This is a genomic window from Gryllotalpicola sp. CP2-P1, assembly GCF_057512245.1.
Genome location: NZ_JBLRDT010000002.1, coordinates 1 through 19,133, shown reverse-complemented (window position 1 = coordinate 19,133; position 19,133 = coordinate 1). Strand labels below are relative to the sequence as shown.

The 19,133-nt window shown below is 68.7% G+C and carries 21 protein-coding genes; 8 read left to right on the top strand and 13 right to left on the bottom strand.

Annotated features, from left to right (window positions below; all coding sequences use genetic code 11):
- Positions 1-88 precede the first annotated feature (88 nt).
- From ACM2XV_RS00410 to ACM2XV_RS00400, 3 genes are read left to right on the top strand one after another with little or no spacing between them, the layout of a single operon-like run.
- On the top strand, positions 89-748 hold the full coding sequence (locus ACM2XV_RS00410) for a PD-(D/E)XK motif protein (RefSeq protein WP_487025641.1): 660 nt from the start codon (positions 89-91) through the stop codon (positions 746-748).
- A 48-nt stretch (positions 749-796) separates the two neighbouring features.
- Positions 797-1,561 (top strand): hypothetical protein, encoded by a 765-nt coding sequence (locus ACM2XV_RS00405; protein ID WP_487025601.1) that lies wholly within the window; start codon positions 797-799, stop codon positions 1,559-1,561.
- A gap of 11 nt (positions 1,562-1,572) precedes the next feature.
- A complete protein-coding gene (locus tag ACM2XV_RS00400) occupies positions 1,573-2,427 on the top strand; it encodes a DUF3037 domain-containing protein (RefSeq protein WP_487025600.1) in 855 nt (284 codons plus the stop codon).
- A 309-nt stretch (positions 2,428-2,736) separates the two neighbouring features.
- Here ACM2XV_RS00400 and ACM2XV_RS00395 read toward each other — a convergent pair whose 3' ends face one another.
- The 5 genes from ACM2XV_RS00395 to ACM2XV_RS00375 form a co-directional block, all read right to left on the bottom strand.
- Positions 2,737-4,914 (bottom strand): beta-galactosidase, encoded by a 2,178-nt coding sequence (locus ACM2XV_RS00395; RefSeq protein ID WP_487025599.1) that lies wholly within the window; start codon positions 4,912-4,914, stop codon positions 2,737-2,739.
- Entirely contained in the window at positions 4,911-5,795 is an 885-nt protein-coding gene (locus ACM2XV_RS00390) for a carbohydrate ABC transporter permease (protein ID WP_487025598.1), read from the bottom strand. The genes ACM2XV_RS00395 and ACM2XV_RS00390 overlap by 4 nt, the downstream gene beginning before the upstream one ends.
- A complete protein-coding gene (locus ACM2XV_RS00385) occupies positions 5,792-6,706 on the bottom strand; it encodes a carbohydrate ABC transporter permease (protein WP_487025597.1) in 915 nt (304 codons plus the stop codon). The genes ACM2XV_RS00390 and ACM2XV_RS00385 overlap by 4 nt, the downstream gene beginning before the upstream one ends.
- A gap of 22 nt (positions 6,707-6,728) precedes the next feature.
- On the bottom strand, positions 6,729-8,090 hold the full coding sequence (locus ACM2XV_RS00380) for an ABC transporter substrate-binding protein (protein WP_487025596.1): 1,362 nt from the start codon (positions 8,088-8,090) through the stop codon (positions 6,729-6,731).
- Positions 8,091-8,184: 94 nt separating this feature from the next.
- The gene (locus tag ACM2XV_RS00375) at positions 8,185-9,204 is read right to left on the bottom strand and encodes a LacI family DNA-binding transcriptional regulator (RefSeq protein WP_487025595.1); all 1,020 of its coding nucleotides are present in this window, start codon (positions 9,202-9,204) and stop codon (positions 8,185-8,187) included.
- 232 nt (positions 9,205-9,436) lie between these two features.
- Between ACM2XV_RS00375 and ACM2XV_RS00370 the strand changes: the two genes are divergently transcribed.
- Complete coding sequence (locus tag ACM2XV_RS00370) at positions 9,437-9,859, top strand: winged helix-turn-helix transcriptional regulator (protein WP_487025594.1); 423 nt, start codon at positions 9,437-9,439, stop codon at positions 9,857-9,859.
- Between the two features lie 90 nt (positions 9,860-9,949).
- Positions 9,950-10,987, top strand: a complete 1,038-nt coding sequence (locus ACM2XV_RS00365) for a zinc-binding alcohol dehydrogenase family protein (RefSeq protein WP_344778346.1) — start codon at positions 9,950-9,952, stop codon at positions 10,985-10,987.
- A 39-nt stretch (positions 10,988-11,026) separates the two neighbouring features.
- Here the strand turns inward: ACM2XV_RS00365 and ACM2XV_RS00360 are convergent, their stop codons facing one another.
- From ACM2XV_RS00360 to ACM2XV_RS00345, 4 genes are all read right to left on the bottom strand, one after another.
- On the bottom strand, positions 11,027-11,641 hold the full coding sequence (locus ACM2XV_RS00360) for a TIGR00645 family protein (protein ID WP_487025593.1): 615 nt from the start codon (positions 11,639-11,641) through the stop codon (positions 11,027-11,029).
- 100 nt (positions 11,642-11,741) lie between these two features.
- Positions 11,742-12,464, bottom strand: a complete 723-nt coding sequence (locus tag ACM2XV_RS00355) for an SDR family oxidoreductase (protein ID WP_487025592.1) — start codon at positions 12,462-12,464, stop codon at positions 11,742-11,744.
- A gap of 10 nt (positions 12,465-12,474) precedes the next feature.
- Positions 12,475-13,386, bottom strand: coding sequence for a LysR family transcriptional regulator (locus ACM2XV_RS00350; RefSeq protein ID WP_487025591.1), 912 nt, complete (start codon positions 13,384-13,386; stop codon positions 12,475-12,477).
- Positions 13,387-13,399: 13 nt separating this feature from the next.
- On the bottom strand, positions 13,400-14,281 hold the full coding sequence (locus ACM2XV_RS00345; RefSeq protein WP_487025590.1) for a helix-turn-helix transcriptional regulator: 882 nt from the start codon (positions 14,279-14,281) through the stop codon (positions 13,400-13,402).
- A gap of 162 nt (positions 14,282-14,443) precedes the next feature.
- Here ACM2XV_RS00345 and ACM2XV_RS00340 point away from each other — a divergent pair, with 162 nt between their 5' ends.
- Positions 14,444-15,211 carry an SDR family oxidoreductase gene (locus ACM2XV_RS00340; protein ID WP_487025589.1) on the top strand — a complete coding sequence of 256 codons (768 nt, stop codon included), beginning with the start codon at positions 14,444-14,446 and terminating at the stop codon, positions 15,209-15,211.
- An 18-nt stretch (positions 15,212-15,229) separates the two neighbouring features.
- Here the strand turns inward: ACM2XV_RS00340 and ACM2XV_RS00335 are convergent, their stop codons facing one another.
- Complete coding sequence (locus ACM2XV_RS00335; protein ID WP_487025588.1) at positions 15,230-15,652, bottom strand: hypothetical protein; 423 nt, start codon at positions 15,650-15,652, stop codon at positions 15,230-15,232.
- Positions 15,653-15,729: 77 nt separating this feature from the next.
- On the opposite strand from ACM2XV_RS00335, the gene ACM2XV_RS00330 reads away from it, so the two are divergent.
- Positions 15,730-16,308, top strand: coding sequence for a TetR family transcriptional regulator (locus tag ACM2XV_RS00330; protein ID WP_487025587.1), 579 nt, complete (start codon positions 15,730-15,732; stop codon positions 16,306-16,308).
- A 94-nt stretch (positions 16,309-16,402) separates the two neighbouring features.
- Here the strand turns inward: ACM2XV_RS00330 and ACM2XV_RS00325 are convergent, their stop codons facing one another.
- Positions 16,403-16,645: a hypothetical protein gene (locus tag ACM2XV_RS00325; RefSeq protein WP_487025586.1), complete on the bottom strand. Its 243-nt coding sequence runs from the start codon at positions 16,643-16,645 to the stop codon at positions 16,403-16,405.
- Positions 16,646-16,949: 304 nt separating this feature from the next.
- On the opposite strand from ACM2XV_RS00325, the gene ACM2XV_RS00320 reads away from it, so the two are divergent.
- Positions 16,950-17,834, top strand: coding sequence for an oxidoreductase (locus tag ACM2XV_RS00320; protein ID WP_487025585.1), 885 nt, complete (start codon positions 16,950-16,952; stop codon positions 17,832-17,834).
- A 24-nt stretch (positions 17,835-17,858) separates the two neighbouring features.
- On the opposite strand, the gene ACM2XV_RS00315 is transcribed toward ACM2XV_RS00320, so the two are convergent.
- Positions 17,859-18,632, bottom strand: a complete 774-nt coding sequence (locus ACM2XV_RS00315) for an SCO1664 family protein (protein ID WP_487025584.1) — start codon at positions 18,630-18,632, stop codon at positions 17,859-17,861.
- Positions 18,629-19,133, bottom strand: a 505-nt coding sequence (locus tag ACM2XV_RS00310) for a histidine phosphatase family protein (RefSeq protein WP_487025583.1), incomplete at its 5' end; no start/stop codon positions are given. The genes ACM2XV_RS00310 and ACM2XV_RS00315, both read right to left, overlap by 4 nt.

Here is a 19,133-nt window from a genome sequence, read left to right as displayed (position 1 = left end):
GGAAAGGCGCCTCAGCCGGTGCGCCAGCAATTGACTTGAGCGGCCAGAACGTCAATCGAACGACTCGTCGTCGCCTAGGGCGTGTCTCCTGGCGCTCCTCGGACTTGCAGGTGAACTGCTTCTCTTGGAGGCGCTATGCCGCCGAGCCGATGACGCTCGCGTCGCAGAGATCATCGCTGGTTGGCGCGGCTGGCAGCGATCCTCACGCGACTTCATCCTTGGCGGCACGGGGATCGAGGTCAAGACCACGACAGGCAACGCTTCATCACACCTCGTTGAGGGCGTGCATCAGGTCGAACGCGACGATGAAGGCGACGAACACCGGCTGTTCCTGCTGAGCATCGGCCTCCAGCGAGCCGAGAGCGACGCGAGCAACAGCTTCACAGTCCCCAGCCTCGTTGGGCGCATCACCATGCGCATGGCCGATACCGGAGCATCGTCTCCGGTTATCGAGCGTTTCATCGCCCACGTTGCCGAGTATGGCGCGAGCTCGTGGATCGGCTACAACCACACCACGCATGCAGCCGATCCGACGTACTCGATCCCGTTCCTTACGACCTTCTTCCGCGCCTACGACATGGATGACACTGCGATCGGTGTCCTGCGTCGTCACGACGTTGCCGCGTTTCGACACGTTGCGGACGATTCGGTGAGATTTCGGGTGAACCTCTCCACTAATGGTCCGATCAGCGCCGGGAACCCCCTCGAGGGGGCAAATCAGGTGGCCAAGATGATACTTGGGCTCTGACATGCATGCCTACGACGAGATGCCAGCGCCCCTCTATATGCTCCGAATGTGACCCTTCCCGAGTTCTCCCCACCACCAAAGGTGGCATTGGTCGCGCCGCTACGGCGTGGGACTTCGGGATCGGCGGCGTTCCTCGGATTGGCCTCGGACGGCCAGCAATACTGGGTCAAGCCGCCGCGCAACCCGCAAGGTTCCCGAACACTGGTCGCTGAAGCAGTCGCCTACGGCATTGGCCGACTCATCGAGGCTCCAGTTCCTGTCAACGTGCTTATCGAGATCCCGGGAGCCTTCAACTGGGAGTACACAGAGGGGCATCGTTTGCGCGGGGGCACCGGGCACGGCTCACTGAACGTCGAAGACGTAGTCGTCGCCGAAGAATGGGGCACATACTCTCGGCTGGACGATAACCGGCGTCGACAGGCTCACATTCTCGCGCTGTGGGACCTATGCATGGGCGTCGATCCGCAGTGGCTGCACCGGACCACAGAGGACTACAGCATCTGGTCGTTCGACCATGGCTTCTGGCTCGCTGGCGAGTCCGACTGGACGATCGACGCCTTGAAGAAGATCGCCACAACACCCTGGCAGTTCGACCTGGACCCGGGCGTTGCATCCGCGAGCGGACTGCGTGAAGCGGCAGACCGGATCGACGGCCTGAGCCTGGCGATGATCCAGGCTGTCGCCAGCAGCGTTCCGCTAGAGTGGGAGACCACACCGCAGGAACTGTCGGAGCTGGCGTCCATACTGTTCCTACGCACAGAGGGCGTAGCCGAGCGACTGCGCGCTGCCGCTAACCAGAGCCGACACTCCTAGGGAGGTGCCTCGTGAGCTACCAGTACTGGATCATCCGATTCGTCCCGAACATCGCACGGGGCGAGTTCACCAACGTCGGTCTCGTCTGCGGCCGAGACGGCGGCGACTGGGCTGTCGGCTTCGACCCGCGGTACGTCCGAAACCACGGCAACCTCAGTTCCGACCTGCGCGAACTCACCAACTGGATCACATGGTTCCGCCGAACCATCGAGCACCACGGCAGCGTAGGGTTCGGCGAGCAGTCGGTCGGCAGCGGCTGGATCGCACAACTGCGCTCTCGCCAGGCCAATTCCGTCCAGTTCTCCGATCCCGCCCCCATCGATGTCGAGTCGGCACGTGCAGGGGTTGAGATGCTCTTCCCACATCTCGTGGAGCGCGAGCCCACCCGCAGACGTCGGGGCCTGACACGGCAATCCCTCCGCGCGGACGTGCGCGACACCCTCGTGTTCGAAGGCGGCCTGGTGATCGGCCACGACCTGTTCGTTCAGCCAAAGGTGCGGATTGGGAAGCAACGGGGGAGCTTCGACCTATTGCGCTCCGATAGGCGGACCAACTCTCTGACCAATGTGTGGGCGTTCAACGTCGCGTCGCTTGATCCCCTCGATCGTGAAATCCAGTCCTGGAACTACCTAGTGAGTCGGCTGCGTGCCGACGGGGCCAACCTGCAACTTGGCAGTTCACGTACCGCGACGCTGCCAGCGGACGCCCCGATCGAAGTCGTCTACGACCCGCCGACCTCCGACCGCGAACGGCAGTGGCGTTCTGACATCTTCGAGGCCGCGCAAGAGGCGTGGCAGTTGAACAACATCACGGCTCACTCCGTGGACGAGTTTCATTCGCGCGTGGCGGTGCTCGCAGGTCAGTAGTTGCAGGTTTGGTGCGCCTCGCGAAGTGGACCAATGAAGTGACCAACAGCCTGCAAACCCTGCAAGATGTGACGCGCAGATCGCACTCCTGAAACAGAAAACCCCAGGTCAGGCGGGCTATGAGACCTACTCCTACCACCTGGGGGTCAGGGGGTCGCAAGTTCAAATCTTGTCAGCCCGACCAACGAAAGGGCCGGAATTCCACGGAATTCCGGCCCTTTCGCGCGTGCTCAGGCGGTCATCAGCACACCCGGCTGCGGTCACGTGGCTGAGAGACGGGTGCCTCCCGCGCTCGCTTCCATTTCACGGTCAACCGTGCCGCTCGTCCGTCGCCGGGGCGCCCTCGTCTTCGCGCAGCACCCGCACGTCCCATGAGCGCAGCTCGATCGTCGCCCCCGCCGGGAACGACGTGCCTGTGACGACGTCAGTCGCGCCGCACGGCAGGGTGAAGGCGGACGGCGTCCAGGACCAGTTGTGCACGAATCGCAAGTGCTCGCCCCGGGTGTTGCGGGCGCCGGTCACCGTCTGGCTCGGGGCCTGTGCCTGCCAGTCTGAGCCCGCGTCGATCGGACCGCTTCCGGAGGTCGCCCAGCGCAGCACGGCGGCCGCCAGCTGAGGGTTCGGCACCGTGCCCACCATGGTCACACGGCCGGATCCGGCGCGCTGGGTCGTCACGGCGGCGAAGCGACCGAAATGCGGATGCTCGTAGCCGGCGAGGACCTGGGCACCGGTCGGCCGGATGCCGTCGATCCACCACTCGGCCGCAGCATCGTCAGGCAGCGAGAGCCCGTCGGCCCCGCGAACCGGAACCGGATCGTCGATCGTCGCGATCTCGTCGTACCACGCGCCGGCCGCTGCCGAGAGCAACGCAGGTTTGCGCTGGGTGCGAGCGCGCGCCTCGTGATCCTCGTAGCCGGTCCTGATGCCGACGACGAGATGGCCGCCGGCCTCTGCGTAGTCGCGCAGCCAGCTCAACGTCGCGTCGTCGAGGATCGTCAGCCCTGCGGCGACGAGCACAGAGTGCGCTTCCGCGAACTCGGCCGGATCCTCGTCGGCAAGCGACCCGGCGTGAACGATCCGAGACGAGAGCCCGGCGTCGAAGGCGCCGCGCAGGTACGCGTCCACGATCGTCTGGAAGGTCCGCTCGTTGGGCCCCCGGCCCCCGCCGAGCGCCGGGTGTTCGCTCAGCGCCCACTTCGATTCGTTCGACCAGAGCACGGTCACATCGTGATCGGGCTCGAGCCCGGCCACCGCATCGCCGGCAGCGAGGAACTCGGCGCCGAGCGCCGCGATCTGCTCGTAGGTCCGCCCCGGCTCCAGGCTGTGCGGAAGCACCCCGCCCCAGTAGGTCTCTGCCCCGTAGTGAAGGCTGTGCCAGTGCCAGTACTCGATCATCGTGGCGCCGCGCGAGACGAGGGCCCAGGCAGCCTGGCGCCACTGCCCGTCATAGGCGGGCTCGTTCTGCCAGGACATGCCGATCGACGACGCATCCGTTTCGGTGATGAGGAACGGCTCCTGTCGTGAGCCGTACATGCGGTCCGCGGTGGCATACAGCGCCCAGGTGCCGTCGGTCGTCCAGCCCTGCTCGCCTCGGGCCGAGCCGGCAGGCAGAGCCAGCCGGTCACGCATCCGGTAGTAGGCGTTGCCCGCCGTGACATCGAGGTGCGCGGCGACCGCTTCGTCCTGCAGGGTCGGACGCTCGTACGAGAAGCACGTGGTGACGAACTGGTCCGGGCGTGCGTATTCCCGCGCGATGTCGGCCTGCCAGCCGATGAAAGCCGTGGTGAGCCCCGCCTGGAATCGGCGCCACGCGAGCGTGTACTGCGGCTGGGCATTCAGGTCTGGAGTCCACAGATCGGCCCACGTCGACAGCCGGTGGGACCAGTACGTCAGCCCCCACTCGGCGTTGAGGGTCTCGACGTCGCCGTAGGTGCGCCGCAGGTGGTCGACGAAGCGCTGGAAGACCTGCGGGTTGTGGAAGATCTCGTTGCCGGGCTCGTTGTCCACCTGGTAGCCGATCACGGCCGGGTGGTCCGCGTATCGCGCGAAGATGCGTCGGATCAGCCGTTCGGCGTGGAACAGGAAGGCCGGATGCGCATAGTCGATCTCCTGTCGGGCGCCCCAGCCCATGGGCTGTCCGGTCGCGCGCTGCGCGTTGATCTCGGGGTAGCGTCGCGCGAGCCACATCGGAGCGGCGTACGTGGGCGTGCCGAGAATCACGTGGATGCCTCGGCGATGGGCGCCGTCGAGCACAGGCTGCAACCAGTCCAGGCCGAAGACACCGTCATCCGGCTCCCAGGTCGACCACACCGATTCTCCGACGCGGATGACGGAGAAGCCGGCGCGCTGCATGAGGTCGAGGTCGTCGTCGAGACGCGGGACCGGCTGATATTCGGCGTAGTACGCCGCTCCGAACAGCACCCTCTCGCCGAGAGCGGGGAACGCACGACGTGGATTGCGCGGCGATGTCATGAGGTGGGGGGTCATCCTTTCACTGCTCCCGCGGACAGTCCCTCAAGCAGCTGCTTGCGCAGCAGCAGGAAGACGAGCACGGTGGGGACGCTCGCGAGCACGGCGCCCGCGAGCACGAGGTCGAATGCGCGGTTCTCGGCCTGGAAGAGCGTGTTCAGGCCGACCGGCAGGGTGTATTGGTCGGAGTTCGAGACCAGCACCAGCGGCCACATGAACGAGTTGTAGCTCTGCAGGAAGCTCCACACGGCAAGTGCGCCGAGCGACGGACGCAGCAACGGCAACACGATGCGACGGAAGATCTGGAACTCCGTGTTCCCGTCGATCCGCCCCGCTTCGATGATCTCGTCCGGCACGGACTGCACGATGTACTGCTGCATCATGAAGATCCCGAAGGCGGGAGCAACCCACGGCACGATGAGCGCGAACCATGGGTTCGACAGGTGGCTCTTGACCACGAGGATGAACAGCGGAACGAGGATCACCGCGAAGGGGATGCTCAGCGAAGAGAACATGACGGTGAACAGGACGCGCTTGCCGGCGAAGCGGAACTTCGCGAACGCGTAGCCTGCGAGGGCGCAGACGAACACCGACACCGCCGTGGCGATCACGGCGACCGCGACGCTGATGCCGAACCACCCCCAGAACGGCTGCGTGGACAGCAGGCGGCTGTAGTTGTCGAGCGTCGCGGGAACGGGGATGAGTGAGGTCGACGAGAAGATGTCGCCGCGAGGCTTGAAAGAACTCGCGACCGCCCACGCCAGCGGGAACAGGAAGACGACGAGCAATGCCACGAGCGCCGCGTACAGCGCGATGCTTCCCCCTGTCGACCGCCGGCGGCGGCCGCCCATGCGGGGCGCGGGCTGCGATGCGTTGCGGCGTGAGGTGATGGCGGTCACTGGGTCCTCCCGATGGCGAGGGCGCGGTTCAGGATCTGGCTCACCGCGAACACGATGATGAAGAGCACGACGCCGGCGGCTGCGGCGTAGCCGAACTGCTGCCGCTCGAAGGCAGCGCGGTAGATGAACATCGCGACCGAGAGCGTCGCCTCGCCCGGCCCGCCGTGAGTGAGCAGGTACGGCTCGTCGAACAGCTGCGCTGCGCTGATGAAGCTGGTCACGACGACGAAGGAGCTCACCGGCCTGATCGCGGGCAGGGTGACCGTCGCAAAGGACCGGATCGGCCCGGCCCCGTCGAGCTCGGCGGCTTCGTAGAGTTCCGCGGGGACCGCCTGCAGTGCTGCGAGGAAGAAGATGCTGAGGTAGCCCACCCAGCGCCAGAGCAGCACGAACGAGATCACCACCTTCGCCAGTCCGGGATCGCCGAGCCAATCCACGGATCCGACTCCGAACAGAGCACGCAGGACGTTATTGACGATGCCGTAGTTCGTGTCGAGGAGGAGGCCGTAGACCAGCGCGATGACGATGGGCGAGAGGACCATCGGTACGAAGAAGGTCACGCGGAACAGGTCGCGCAACCGCAGGCCCCGCGCATTCAGAGCCTGAGCGATCAGCAACGCACAGGGGACCACGATGACGACGGCGACCAGCACGTAGATGCCGGAGTTTCCGAGCGCCGTCCGAAAGCTCGTGTCCGCCACCAAGTCGGCGTAGTTCTTGAAGCCGACGAAGGACGGCCTTCCGAGCCCGACCCACTCGGTCATCGACAGGTACACCGCCGCGACGACGGGCACGATCATGAACAGCACGTAGAGCACATAGAAGGGCGCGATGAACAGATAGGGGGCCCACCCGCCAGAGGCCGGGTCGCGGTGTCGGTGCCCGGCGGCGGCGCCGGTGATGATAGTCATTGAGTTCCTCCGGTCGTGGCCGTCATGCGGCCCGGGTCTGGCCGTGGAAGGCGTCTGCGGCTTCCGAGAGCGCTTCGGATGGGGTGCGGCGCCCGCGATAGGCATCCAGCAGCGACCCGCTCAGCACCGTCTGCAGGATGCTCATGTCGGCGCTCTGGTAGTACGGCGGGATCTCGTCGATGACATCGGCGTACACCTGGAACAGGCGCTGCCCGCCGAAGTATGTGTCCTCGAGTCCGAGCAACTCCGGGTCTTTGTAGACGCTTCGCAGCGTCGGCAGATAGCCGAGGGCCTTGTAGCGTGCGACCTGCTGCTCCTTGCTGAGGTAGATCGCCTCGATGAATTGCGTCGCGGCCTGGGTATTGGGCTTGCCGCGCAGCGCACCGAATCCGGTGCCGCCGCCGACCGAGGTGCGGCTGCCGTCTGCCGTGAAGCGCGGCAGCGCCCGAATGCGCCACTTGCCGGACTGATCGGGCACATTGGGCTTGATGCCGTAGGCGGCGTACCAGCTCGGCATCGCGATCGCGGCGAGTTCCCCCGACTTCAGCGCCGCCTGGATGCTTCCGCCATAGAGGTCGGTGACGGTGGTGAAGACGCCCCGCCGGATCCCGTCCACCAGGAAGGCGAGCGCACGCTCCGCTTCCGGCGTCTCAATCGCCAACCGGCCGTCGGCATCGAAGAGGTTCCCGCCGTTCTGCATCAGGGGGATCTGGAAGCCCTGCAGCACCTGGCCCAAGTCGCTGCCGACGCCGACCGCGCCGAACTTGGTTCCGCGCTTGCGTGCGACCTTCTCGGCGTCGTCGAGGAACGCGCTCCAGGTCTCAGGGGTCTCGAGCGCGAGGCCGTCCCGCCGGAACAGGTCCTCGCGGTAGTACTGCACGACAAGGGGGGAATCCGAGTCGAGCGCGTACAGTTTGCCGTTCTTGCTGAACGGAGCCACTCGCGCCTGGATGAGGTCGTCGCCGAAGCGGTCGCGGATCGCCGAGAGGTCGACCAGAAGCTCCTCGGTGATGTCACCGCGCAGCATTCGCGCGAAATTACCGATCTCGAAGCCGGCCACGTCGGGCGTTCCCGCCTCGGCCACCGCCTGGGCAAGCAGCTTGGTCACCAGGTCGGCGGCACCGATCTTGGTGACGTCCAGCCGGTAGCGGTAGCGCGTGGCCGCGTCGGCGACGCCGATCGAGTCCGTGAAGAACTGAACATAACCGTCGTCGTGCGTCCAGAAGTCGAGGGTGACCCGGCCGGATCGCAGAGTGCGGACATCGCCCGATCCCGCGCAGGCGGCGAGCAGGCCCGGCACCGAGAGCGCGGCAGCGGACGCTGCGGACCAGCGCAGGAACTGGCGTCGCGTGGCGCCGAGGGGAGGGGTGGGTGGTGCTGTCATCGGACTTCCTTGTCTGGATCGGGTGGGTGACTACGTAGTCAATTCGCGGGGCGGAGAGCGCACGTCGAAGAGCGCACACCGACGATCGCGCGCGTCACGCAGGAGCGGCGGTCGACTCCCTCACGACGAGTTGGGTGGGGATATGGCGGTGTCGCTCGGTCGGTGGGTGGCCATCGATCGTGCGGAACAGGCGGTGCATAGCGAGCCGGGTGACCTCTGCGAAGTCCTGCCTGACCGTTGTCAGCGGCACGGCGAGATAGGCGGCCTCGGGGGTGTCGTCGAATCCTGCGATGCTGACGTCTCGGGGGACGGAGAGCCCGGCATCCTGGACCGCGCGCATGGCGCCGATCGCCATCGAATCGTTCGCGACGAAGACCGCGGTCACCGCCTCCCGGCGCAGCAGCTCGCGCATGGCTTCGTAGCCCGCCGCGGGAGACCAATCCCCGGACGTGATGCTCGGGGCGTCGACGCCGGCATCGTCGAGCGCCGCGCGCCAGCCGCGAATGCGCCGCCCGGTTGCAGCCCAGGTCGGCGGGCCGGCGATGTGGTGCACGCGAGGATGCCCGAGCGCCAGCAGATGCTCGGTCGCGCTGCGTGCGCCCATCACCTCGTCGGCGCCGACCACGAGCTCATCGCGACGATATCTCGCGTCCGGCGCGTCGAAGCTGAGCAGAGGAAGGCCGTCGGGGATCGGCAGCTCGGGATGACCGAGGTCGAACGGCTCCGACAAGACGATCGCCTCGGCCCCCTCGTCGACGAGTCGCTCGATGGCCGCGTGATAGTCATCGAGGTCTTCGCCGACCGTGCGCGCGATGCTGAGCGCATAGCCCGCGGACCGGGCCGCACGCTCGACGCCCTCGAGGATCGACGCCGGCCCGAACGCAGTCGTGGTCACGGTCACCATGCCGATCCGCCGGCTCCGTCGCGTCACCAGCGCGCGGGCGGCTGCATTCGGCCGGAATCCGAGTTCGGCGATCGCCTGGCGGACGGCCTCACGCGCCGTCTGAGAGACGTTCGGCTCGTCGTTCACGACGCGCGACACCGTCTTCTGCGACACGCCGGCGTGCCGCGCGATGTCCATCATCGACACGCGGCGCACTCCATTGGACGGCATACTTGCGCTCCTTTGCGGGGGTCTCGTGTCACCATAGGATCGAATGACTACGTAGTCAACCGCGATGTGACCGGACGTGCAGCCGCTGCGCCTCGGGCGCTCCTCGGTGCCGGGGCGTCCCGGCTCGCGTTCCCGACACGCGTGAACCGCCGAAGGGTGCCAAGGTCGCGCCCGCCTCGTTCTACTATCCATCGGGAACCAATAGCGGCGGTTCCCGGGCGGAGGTTGTGCGATGACGGCGTATGAGGGCTCGGCTGTCGAGCCGACGAGGAAGACGCGAGGCGACGTGTACTCGGCCGACTGCCCGTGCCGCGATCTGCTCGATGTCGTGGCGAACAAGTGGGCGGCTCTCGCGATCGGCGCGCTGGCCGACGGGCCGGTGCGCTTCGGCGAGCTGCAGCGGCGGCTCGCGGGCGTTTCCCCCAAAGTTCTCACCGCCACGCTGCGTCGGCTGGAGGCGTTCGGGCTCATCGATCGGACCGTGCTGCCCGCGGTGCCTCTGCATGTCGAGTACGAGCTCACCGATGTCGGCTACAGCGCGCTCGGACCGGTCTTCGCCCTTCGCCAGTGGGCGGATTCCCACTACGAGCACGCCCGCACGGTCGCGGCACGCGACGACGACGGAGCGGGCGCAGGAGCACTATCCATCGGATAGTAGGTCACCTTGCGGGTAAGCACATTCTGCTGGTTAGTGTCGTGAGCGGCTGCGCCGCGGGGCGGATGCCAGAGCAGAAAGGCGGTCCGAATGACCACGAATCACATCATCGACACGGGTGCCGTCGCGGCCGTGGTGTCTCGAGCAGGCGGATCGATCGACGGTCCGGAGAGCCTCGTCGACGTCTCGCTTCCGGCGCCAGGGCTGCCTACGGGGCATGACGTCCTGGTGGACGTGAAGGCCGTCTCGGTGAACCCGGTCGACGTCAAGATCCGCGCCTCAGGCAATCGCGCGCACAAGGACCGAGTGCTGGGCTGGGATGCCGCAGGCACGGTCGTCGCAGTGGGGGACGAGGTGACGCGCTTCCGCTCGGGTGACGAGGTCTACTACGCCGGAAGCCTCGACCGGCCGGGTTCATACGCTCGCCGGCAACTCGTCGATGAGCGGATCGTCGGCCACAAGCCGACGAGTCTCGGATTCGCCGAGGCCGCTGCACTGCCGTTGACCGCGCTCACGGCGTGGGAGGCTCTCTTCGACAAGCTCCGTCTTGGCGCGGACTCGACCGGGACGATGCTCGTGCTCGGCGCGGCCGGCGGCGTCGGGTCGATCCTGATCCAGCTCGTCAAGGCGCTGACCGACGTGCGCGTGATCGCGACGGCATCCCGAACCGAGACTCGCACCTGGGTCGAGGGGCTCGGCGCGGATGTGATCGTCGATCATCGCGCTCCCGATCTCGACCGCCAGGTGCTCGCGGCCGCGCCGGGCGGTGTCGACTACGTGTTCACCGCGCAGAGCAAGGGGCGCATCCCGTTGTTCACGAAAGTCGTCCGGCCATTCGGCCACATCGTCGCTATCGACGACGAGCGCGATCTGGACCTCATCGCGTTGAAGGACAAGGCCATCTCGTGGCACTGGGAGTTCATGTTCGCGCGCGCCCGCTACAACTGGGACCTGAGCGCGCAGCACGGTGCCCTCGAGCAACTCGCTCAGCTCGTCGACGCGGGCCGGATCCGCACGACCCTGACGCAGACGCTCGCGCCGCTCAACGCGGCAAGCCTTCGCGAAGCTCATCGCATCGTGGAGTCCGGCGGCGCGATCGGGAAGATCGTCGTAGCCGACCCGGCCTGAGCGCGGCACCTCCGCCGCGGCGTCGGCAGGGCGAGAGCCTCAGTCCTCCGAGTGGGTGACGAGAGTCAGCGCCTGGCGCTTCTCGGCCAGCCAATCGGCGAAAGCGAACCCGATGCCGGAGAGGAGGAAGGTGATGTGCAACACCACCCGCCACGTCAGCTCGGTGTCGTCGAGCGCGCTCGACTTCCCGATGTCGGTGAAGTCCCGCAGCAGTCCGATGGCAGAGATCGCCACGATCGAGCCGATGAGCTTCATCTTGAGACCGGAGAAGTCGATGTGGCCCATCCAGCGGGGGCGGTCCTCGTTCTCGTGCGCGGCGGAGATCCGGGAGACGAAGTTCTCGTAGCCCGCCAGGATCACGATGAAGACCAGGTTGGACAGAAGCGCGAGATCGAGAAGCCCGAGGATGCCGAGCATCACGTCGGTTCCGGTCTCTTCGGGCAGGTGCGACAGGAGGTGCCACAGCTCCTGGACGAACTTGATGAGGACCACCACCAGTGCCACGACCAGGCCCACGTAGAGCGGCGCCAGCAGCCATCGGCTGCTGAAGAGGAACGACTCGAGCACCTGCTCGATGCGCGGTGCGTCGCGGGCGCCTCGGCGCTCGGGGGCTCCATCGGGACGCTGTGCGTTCGTGCCGGCGTCGTCTGCCATGGGGTCCTCCGATTCCCGCGCTGAGGGCGTCTTGCCTGCATTCTGACGGGAATCCGGTCTTCAGGCGAATCGGCACGCGACCGCCGCCGCGACTCGCGACTCAGCCGACGAGCGTTCCGCCGTCGACGACCGCGACCGTGCCGGTGACGTAGTCCTGATCCATGAGCGCGAGGAATGCCTTCGCCACGTCGTCGGGCTCGCCGACCCGCCCGAGCGGCAGAGACTCCGCCAGGCCGGCATACATCTGCTCACGATCGCTCTCACTCAGCTGCGACCACAGCGGCGAGCGGACGACGCCGGGCGCGACCGCATTCACGCGCAGCGGTGCGAGCTCGACGGCGAGGCTGCGCATCGCCGACGCGACGGCGCCGGAGACGGCGGTGCCGAGCGTCCAGCCGGTGCCGCCCTTGAACGCCGCGGTACCGCTCATCAGGGTGATCGACCCGCCGGGCGTGAGATGCGGCACCGCCAGGCGAACGGCATCGAGCGCGTGGAACAGCCGGAGCGCGAAGAAGTTCTGCGCGCTCTCGACCGAGTACTCCGAGAGCGGAAGCCCGGTGAGATTCTCGGCCGCCGTGTAGGCGAAGTGGTCGAACTCGCCGATCTCGTCGAAGAAGTCGGCGACCGCCGCACTGGAACTCGCGTCGACGGCGCGGCCGACGACTCCGGCGGGCAGCTCACCGAGTGCGCGCTCGATGGACTCCGGCCGCCGGGAGGCGATGGTCACGTGGGCGCCGGATTCCGCGGCGCGGCGCGCCACGGCGAGCCCGATGCCGCTGGTGGCGCCGATGAGGACGATGCGGGAGGAGGCTGAAACTGTCATGTCTCAAGCGTCAGCGAGAGGCGGATTCCCCGTCCAAGACCCTTTCCGTCGTGAGTGATGCCCGCAGGGCATGAGCGAGTTCGACCGCGCGCGTCAGCGCCGGCGAGCGATGGTGCGTCGCCCATGCGGCGCCCACCTCGCTCGGGCCGAGGCCGGGCACCTCGAGCGCGACGAGATCGGTGCGCGAGTAGAACCGCGCGGTCGACGCCGGCAAGACCGAGACCCCGAGCCCCAGCGCGACCTGCTCGAGCTTCACCTCGACGGCATGCGGGTACGAGGCATCCGCCACTATCGGCAACCCGCGTCGCCGTCTGGCGTCGCGCCACTCGGGCACGGCATCCGGCGACTGCAGCAGCTTCAGCTCAGCGAGTTCGTCGATGTCGACGCTCGCGCGCTCCGCGAGCGGATGCGAGCGGGGCAGCATCGCCAGCCGCCGCTCCGCGAACAGCGGCTCGACCGTGAGCCCGCGTGGGTCGATGGGCAGCCGCACGAGGCCGAGGTCGACGCGGCCGTCGAGGATCGTCGCGGCCTGGTCGTCCCAACTCGTGCGCACGGTGTCGACCTCGAGGTCGGGGAAGGACGCCCGCAGGCCTTGCAGAATCGGCGTCGCGATGAGCCCGGGCATCACCCCGACGATCAGGCGGTCCGTTCCGCGCGCGGCCTGCCGAGCGCGCCGCTGGACCGCGGCGGCGGACTGCAGCATCGCCTGAGCGTCGGGCAGCAGGGCGGCGCCCGCCGCGGTGAGGGCGGTGCCCCGCGTCGAGCGCTCGAAGAGCTGCACGGCGAGCTCCTGCTCGAGCAGCGCGATCTGCCGGCTGAGCACGGGCTGCGTGACGTGCAGCCGCTCGGCGGCGCGGCCGAAGTTCAACTCATCGGCGACCGCGACGAAGTACTCGACCCGTCGCAGGCTCAGCTCGCTCACGCCGACAATCGTCTCAGATCGGCGAATCCTGCGTCTCGGCGGCTGCGGCGGTCGTGGTGCTCGTCGCCCAGCTCAGCAGCAGCGTCAGCTTCTCTTCGGAGGGCGACCCGGGCGCCGCCGTGTAGACGCACAGCGTCTGGCCGCCCGAGTCGGGGATGTCGAGGGTGTCGTATGCGAGCGTGAACTCACCGACGGCCTCGTGGAAGAACTTCTTCGTGCCGTGCGTGTGCTTGAACAGGCGGTAGTCGGCCCAGAACGTCGCGAACTCGGGGGATGCCAGCGAGAGTTCGCCGACGAGGCGTTCCAGCTCGGGGTCGGGGGAGCGTGGGTCATGGCTCGCACGCAGGGATGCCACCGTGGTCGCCGCGACGGACTCCCACTCGACGTAGCGGCTGCGCGCCTCGGGCGCGAGGAACAGCCATCTGGCGATGTTCCGCTCGGCCGCCGGCATGGCGTCCCAATCGGTGAGCACCACGCGCATCGCGGTGTTGCTCGCGAGGATCTCCATGCGCGGCCCCTGGATCATCGCGGGGCCCGGCGAGCTGTCGACGAGCGCCCGCAGGCTCGGCCGAGCGACCAGCCGCGGCCGAGAGCGCGCCGCCGCCTGCCTGAGGGGCTTCGGCGCGGCGAGCGCGCGCAGGTGGCGCCGTTCGAGCTCGTCGAGGCGCAGGGCATCCGAGATCGCGTCGAGCACCTGGTCGGAGACCTGGCCGACGCGCCCCTGCTCGAGCTTCGCGATGTAGTCCACGCTCACCCCGGCGAGCGCCGCGAGCTCCTCGCGGCGCAGCCCGGGTTTCCGTCGTGGAGCGGCGGAGCGCGGCAGGCCGACGGATGCCGGATCGATGGCGGCGCGTCGAGAAGTGAGGAACTCGCGCAGCCCGCTCGGCATCGTCATGCCTCCAGTGTGCGCCGCTCGGGTGAGCACCGCCCGGGTCTGACGCGTACGGCCGGTACCAGGAACACGGCTGCCCGCGAAAGCGTGGTCTGCGCGCGAACCCGCTGCTGAAGTGGAGAGCGGGCGCATTCCCGCCCGCCGACCTCTCTGAAAGGACTCTTCATGGCTCTCGCCACTGATCTCTCCGGCCGTGTCGCCGTCGTGACCGGCGCCTCCTCGGGAATGGGCGAGCAGACCGCCCGGCTGCTGGTGGCCCGCGGGGCATCCGTCGCCCTGCTCGCGCGCCGCGCCGAGCGACTCGACACGATCGTCGCGGACGTCCGCGCCGGGGGCGGCACCGCTCTCGCGCTCGCCGTGGACGTCGCGGACGCCGACGCGGTGAAGGCCGCCGCGGCGCGCGTCAAGGCCGAGCTCGGCAACGCCGCCATCGTCTTCAACAACGCGGGCATCATGCTGCCCAACCCGATCCTCGACCACCGCGAGGCCGAGTGGGCCGCGCAGATCGCCGTCAATGTGACCGGCGCGGTCGCGACCATCGGCGCATTCGTCGACCAGCTCGTCGAGACGGCGGCCGCGGGGCATCCGGCCGATCTGATCACCACCTCGTCGATCGCGGCGCACAACCTGTTCCCCGAGTTCGCCGTGTACTCCGCGACCAAGGCCTTCGTCTCGCACCTGAGCACGCACCTGCGGATGGAGCTCGGCCCGAAGGGCGTGCGCGTCGCGTCGATCGCGCCGGGCGGTGTCGCCACCGAGCTCATCGAGCACGTCACCCACGACGCGGTGCGCGCGCACATGGCCGCGTCGACGGAGGCAGGGGTGGATCTGCGCGGCGAGGACATCGCTGAGCTCGTCGGCTTCCTCGTCGCGCTGCCGGCGCACGTCAACCTGCAGGAGGTCATCGTGATGCCGACCAGCCAGGTCAGCTGAACAGGCCGAACGGAAGCGCTAGATCGCGGGCAGCTTCGCCGGCTCCGGCCACCAGCGACGGACGGCGTCGATCGTTGTATCGGGGCCGGTGTTGAAGCAGAGCGTCGAGGTCGGGGAGGTGCTCATCACGGTGTTGATGAGCACCTCGAACAGCTGCGTCATCGCGGGGTTCAGCCACACGCCGCCGCCGATCACGATGAGCGCGTACTGGCGGCTGCGGAGCGTCTGGCGGAGTTCTCGCTCGACCTGCATCCCGTGCGTGACGAGGAAGCTGTCGAACTCCAGCCCCAGTTCGTCGACGGCGGCGCGCGAGGCCTCGAGGCCGCGACGGACCTCCGCGGCGTCGACGGCCGGGAACCTCTCGCGGGCTGCTTCGAGCTCGGTGACGAGGTCGGGATGCAGCCCGATGTTCAAGATGCGAGGGCGATCGGTGTCGCTCATGACTCTCCTCAGTGATAGGACAATGTCCTGTCACCATACTCCGCCATGAGACATGGTCCTATGACTAGGCTGGCCTCATGCCTCGTTGGGAGCCTGATGCGCGCGGTCGACTGGAGCGTGCTGCGATCAGACTGTTCGCCGAGAGGGGCTTCGATGCGACGACGGTTGACGAGATCGCTGCCGCCGCGGGCCTGGCTCGGAGCGGGTTCTTCCGCTACTTCCGAGACAAGAGCGACGTCCTCTCCGGCGGTCAGGACGCATTGGCGGCACGCTTCGCGGACGGTGTTCGCGAAGCGCCGAGTGAGCTGCCCCCACTCGCCGCGGTCGAGGCGGCGCTTGCTGGTCTCGGCGACGTGTGGTTCACCGACGACTTTCGCGAGCTTGCGCCGAAGCGCACGGCAGTGATCGCGTCGAGCCCGCACCTGCACGAGAGGGAATTGCTGAAGCAGCGCGCCATCGCCGATGGCATCGCATCGGCGCTGCACGCTCGCGGCGTCGGAGACGTCGTTGCGGCGGCGGCCGGCGAGCTCGCCCTGCTCGGGTTCACCCGGTCGACGAGCGAGTGGGGCGAGCCGGGCAACACGCGGCCGTTCGCCGAGGTCGCCCGCCGCGTCATGGGTGAGCTCGCCAATGCGACGCGCGCGCTCGGCGCCTAGCTTTCGCGTTGTCGGTGCGCGGTGCGTTCGCGCAGCGCCGCCGTGATGACGCGATGCGCGTCGCCGCCGGAGCCGCCCGCGCCCAGAGCCGAGCTCAGAATAGATAGGTCACGATCTCGCCGGCCAGCAGTGCGAGGGCGATGATGCCGCCGAGCACCGCGCTGCACCGCAGCAGCAGGTCATCGCTCGGGCCGAAGTCGGGGTCGTCGGCGGGGTGGACCACGTCGAGGTCGACATCGAGGAGCTCGGCGGGCAGGCTGCGCACGGGAATCGGCGGCCCCTGGAACCGAGAGCTCGGGCGGGGCATCCGAGAGGTGTTGGGAGCGAGGGCCGTCACGCATCCTCCTTCACTGGCGGCAGGCTTCGACAAGCGGCTGTGGTGCCGGCCCGGAGCCCGGGTCGGTCCGCATCGGATGCCAGATCGCCCTGCACCGCGGCGGCGGTGGCGGCGTCTGCTGCTCACGAGCTGGACTCGGCCCGTCAGACGGCTGGTCGACCCGAACTCCCGGACCGGCCGACCGAGATCCAAATTAGCACTCTCGGGCCTTGAGTGCCAGTTCTCTGCGCGCGAGTGCGATCGGCTCGCATTCGTGTGGTGATCTAGACGACGTGAGTTCAGTTACGAGAAGCAGGGCGAGCGGATGTCTGTGAGCCCGCGCATCGCCGTCGTCGGCCCGGGCGCCATCGGCACCACCGTGGCCGCCGCGCTGCACGAGACCGGGCGCACTCCGCTGCTCTGCGGCCGCACCCCGCGCGAGGGGCTCGAGCTCGACGGCCCGACGGGCCGCATCGCGGTGCCCGGGCCCGTGCGAACAGACCCGGCGAGCGTCGACGGCCCGCTCGACCTCGTCTTCCTCGCCGTGAAGGCGACGCAGGTGCCCGCCGCCGCCCCGTGGCTCACGTCGCTCTGCGGGCCCGACACGGTCGTCTGCGTGCTGCAGAACGGCGTGGAGCAGGAGGAGATCGTCAGCGCGCGCGTTGCCGCCCGGGCCGTCGTCCCCTCCGTGGTGTGGTTCCCCGCGCAGGCGCAGCCCGACGGTTCGGTGTGGCTGCGGGCGGAGGCGCGGCTCACGCTGCCCGACCTGCCGGCCGCGCGCCCGATCGGCGAGGCGCTGCACGGCAGCCTGTGCTCCATCGAGCTCGCCGCCGACTTCACCTCGCTGGCCTGGCGGAAGCTGCTGCAGAACGCCGCCGCTGGGCTGATGGCGCTCACCGGCCGCCGTGCGGGCATGTACCGCCGTGCCGACGTCGGCGCTCTCACGCTCGCCTATCTGCGCGAGTGCCTCGCCATCGCGCGAGCAGAGGGCGCCCGGCTCGGCGACGAGGTGCCGCAGGAGATCCTCGACGGGTTCCGTGCGATGCCGGCCGATCTCGGCACCTCGATCCTCGCCGACCGGGAGGCCGGCCGGCCGCTCGAATGGGACATCCGCAACGGCGTCATCGCGCGGAAGGGCAGGGCCCGGGGCATCCCGACGCCCATCAGCGAGATCGTCGTGCCGCTGCTCGCGGCCACAAGCGACGGGTGAGACGAGGCGGGCCGCCCGACCGCGTCAGATCAGCGGCCAGGGCACGACGTGCCAGCTGCCGGTCGGGGCAGGGAAGCGCGCCTCGGCGAGCAGCAGCTCGCAGCGCAGGTCGAGCATCTCGAGCTCGTAGGGGCTGAGCAGCTCGGCGAGGGCGGCGCCGAGCTCGGCAGACAGGGCCGCCCGCACGCGGGAGACGCCGTCGAGCTCGGCATCCGCCAGCTCATCGCCCGCCCAGCCCCAGAGCACCGTGCGCAGCTTGTCGTCGATGTGGAAGGTGAGCCCGTGGTCGACGCCGTGGCGGTGCCCGTCGGCCATCTCGAGGATGTGGCCGCCCTTGCGGTCGGCGTTGTTGACGATCACGTCGAAGATCGCGATGCGGCGCAGCGCGGGGGAGTCCTCGTGTGCGATCGCGACCGGGAAATCGGGGTCGCCGATCACGTCGAAGACCCGCCGCCGCCCCGTTCCGGCGGCGGCGATCGGCGCGACCAGCTCGACGGCGCGCGGCACCTCGGCCGGGTCTCGCCAGAGCTGCACCATGCCTTCGCCGAGCGGCCCGTCGCGCACGACCGTCGGCGGCACGATGCGCCACCCCAGCGCCTCCGAGACGAGGTAGGCCGCGCGCTCGCGCTGGGCGAGGTCGCCGTCGGGGAAGTCCCAGAGGGGCCTCTCGCCGGCGCTCGGCTTGTAGATGACGCGGGTCTCGCCGATCGCGCCGAGGAACGCCGCGTTCGACGCGGACGGGATGCGGGCGAGGAGCCGCAGCTCGCCGCCGGGAACGTCGGCCGAGGCATCCGTCATCGCTCTGCCTCGTTCAGCACGCGGGCGAGATCGTCGGCGTTCGTGTTCGACGCGAGCACCTGCGCGCCGCCTGCGGCGTAGCGGATGACCGAGATGGATGCCGGCGCCACGGCCACCCGCTGGAACCGGTCCAACGGCAGGCCCCGCGCCTCGATGAGCACCGACTTGATGATGTCGGCGTGCGAGACCGCCGCCCACACCGCCCCGGGGCCGAACGCGGCCTCGACCGCGTCGTCGTGGCGGCGCACCGCGTCGAGCGCGCGGGTCTGCATGGCGATCATCGACTCGCCGCCGGGGAACGTCGCCGCCGAAGGCCGCGACTGCACCACCGACCACAGCGGCTCGCGCATGAGCTCGTTCAGGGCGCGCCCCTGCCACTCGCCGTAGTCGGCCTCGGTGAGACCGCGCTCGACGGGCGCCTCGGGCGAGCCCGCCTGGCTCGCGAGGATCGCGCGCGCCGTCTGCCGACAGCGCAGCAGCGGGCTCGAGACCACGCGCACG